This window comes from uncultured Maricaulis sp. (assembly GCF_905480005.1).
Lineage (GTDB): Bacteria > Pseudomonadota > Alphaproteobacteria > Caulobacterales > Maricaulaceae > Maricaulis.
This window is the reverse complement of record NZ_CAJQOO010000029.1, coordinates 1-2627: the sequence shown is the minus strand read 5'-3', so window position 1 is coordinate 2627 and position 2627 is coordinate 1. Positions and strand designations below refer to the sequence as shown.

The following is a 2627-nucleotide window of genomic DNA, read 5'->3' as shown; positions in this document are numbered from 1 at the left end:
AGACGACCCGTCCGATCCGCTGACCGATCGGGCTCAGCGCGCCGCGGCTCCAGAGCTGGTAGGCCAGCACCATGAGCAGAAGGGCCCAGAAGCTCCAATAAGCCGTGAACCAGAGCGAGATCCCGAGGAAATGGCCATAGCCATTCATGTCAGAATAGGGCGCGCCGGGAATGGCCGGGAACTGGTACAGGTTATGATCGAAACCCACCTGGCTCATCACCAGGCTGGTGATGAAGTAGACCAGCATCGCCGCCATGCCGAGCCAGCGATTATTGAACACGACCTGGAAGAAGATCGCCAAGGCTGACAGAAGCACCGACGGGATAATCAGCTCCATCACGCCACGGATGGCATACTGGCCGATTTCCAGAACCCCGTAGCCCATGATCAACTGAGACAGCATGCCCGCCACGATGGCTACGAGGGCCAACGAGGTGATCACGACCGCCATCGAAACAAATTTTGCGGTGATGAAGACCCAGCTTTCCGTCGGGGTCGAGTCGGTGATCTCGTTGAAGCCAAAGCGGCGCTCGCGCCACATCAGCTCGGCAGCATAATAGATCACGATGACGATGGGGATAATCGAATAGGCCCCGTTGATCGTGTTCATGATGACGCGGGTGACGGGGAAGTTGTCGGTCCCGTAAATTCCGTTAGCGAAGAAAAACCCCGGGATCGTGTTGAACAGGCCAAGCGCCAGGATGATCCAGAAGGCGATGTTGAGCACGACGCCCTTCACCTCGAAGCCGACCCGTGCAGCAAATTGCTGACGCGCGGCCTTACCTGTCATGTCGGGTTTTACTCGTGGAAGCTTCAGTTGCCGAAGCTCGGCATCACTGATTTCTCCCTGCTCGATGGTTTTGTTTTTGCGGTAGTAGTGGGCAATCAGGACTCCGATAAACCCACCAGTGACGATAAAATACGCAACGCCACCCAACCACATGAAGGCGCGGCCAATCGGGCCGATTGGCTTTTGCTTGCCGCTGCGGAAGCGGAAGGTCACCAGGTTCAAAACCAGCAGCGCCAGACCAATGCCGATCCAGAGCAGGCGATTGGCCAACATGGTGCCCTCGAACGGCACGACCTGGCTGTTCTGCTCGAACGCAGTCCAGTAACGGGTCGCCTCACCAAAAGTGTTGAAGCCGAACGGATCGATCAGCGCGAGCGTTTCGCGCAAGGCCGGTTCCTGGCCGGCGATGGCCGAGCCCACGAAATAGAGCACCAGAAGGCCGACAAAACCGGCCCAGACCAACATCGTCGAGCGCGTGAAGTTCGCCACGGTGAACAGGATCGTTCCGACCACCCACATATTCACCAGGCCAAAGGCGAGGTAGACATAGAGGAACCAGTCCAGGCGCGTCGGGCCGATCAATTCCTGGTCCAGCCAGGGCATGACCGAGCCGATCAGGAAGGCAAGCGGGACGCTGGCAAAGCACAACGCCGTCGCCAGGAAGCCGCCGATAAAGCGCCCGAGCACAAAATCGAATTCCTTGATCGGGCGCGAGAAGAAGAGCTCCTCGGTCTTGAAACTCTTGTCGCGGATCACGCCGGACGACAGGAAGGCAACCGGGATCAGACCGCCGAAAAGCGAAAAGATGAGGACATTGACCGTCAGCGCGTTGGGCGAATTGATATTGGTCGCACCACCGCCGCCAACCTGGATCTGGTCAATGGTGACCCCGCCAAAGACGAGGAGGAAAAAGATTGCGAAAACCGCGATGAAGACGGGTGAGAAGATCTGATAGCGGATCTCGAACCCGGCGATCTTGGAGAGCATGGTGTGCTCCTTTCTGCTGGGTTGAGACTTAAGCGGCTGCCGCGTCGGCCTGGCCGCCGCGGATGGTCGAGAAATACACATCTTCCAGATCCGGCGTCGCCGCGGCGAAATCGTCGCCCGGCTGGCTGTCGGCCAGCACGCGGATCATGACCTGACCCATGGTCAGGCGTTCGGAGATGACATTGTGGCGGGTCCGCAGTTCGGCGAGATCGGACTTGGCTGCCGTCTTCGACCACACCTTGCCGTCAAGCGCCTTGACCAGATCGGCCGGCACGCCGGACGCGACGATCTTGCCCTGGTTCATGATCGCCATTTTCGGGCAGAGATCAGCGACGTCCTCGACGATATGGGTCGACAGGATGACGACGACATTCTCACCGATTTCCGAGAGGAGATTGTGGAAGCGGTTGCGCTCTTCCGGGTCGAGGCCGGCGGTCGGTTCGTCGACGATGATCAGCTGCGGATCACCCAGCAGGGCCTGGGCGATGCCGAAGCGCTGGCGCATGCCACCGGAATAGGAGGCGACGGATTTCTTGGCGTGCTGGGACAGGTTGGTCTGCTCCAGCAGGGCTTCGACGACCTGTTTGCGTTCCTTCGCATTGGTCAGCCCCTTGAGGACAGCAAGATGGTCGAGCATGGCCCGGGCCGACATCCGCGGATAGACGCCGAAATCCTGCGGCAGATAACCCAGCGTGGCGCGCAGCGCCTTGGGATCCTTGACGATATCAATCTCACCGAAGACCGCCGAGCCGCTATCCGGGGCCTGCAGGGTCGCCAGGGTGCGCATCAGGGTCGACTTGCCGGCGCCATTGGGACCCAGCAAACCGAACATGCCCTTGGGAATGTCCAG

2 protein-coding genes are annotated in these 2627 nt (G+C 59.7%); both read right to left on the bottom strand.

Annotation, left to right across the window (positions count from 1 at the left end):
* On the bottom strand, positions 1-1777 hold a 1777-nt coding region (locus tag QZ266_RS03975; RefSeq protein ID WP_295691836.1), incomplete at its 3' end, for a hypothetical protein.
* Positions 1778-1805: 28 nt separating this feature from the next.
* On the bottom strand, positions 1806-2627 hold an 822-nt coding region (locus QZ266_RS03970; RefSeq protein ID WP_295691835.1), incomplete at its 5' end, for an ABC transporter ATP-binding protein.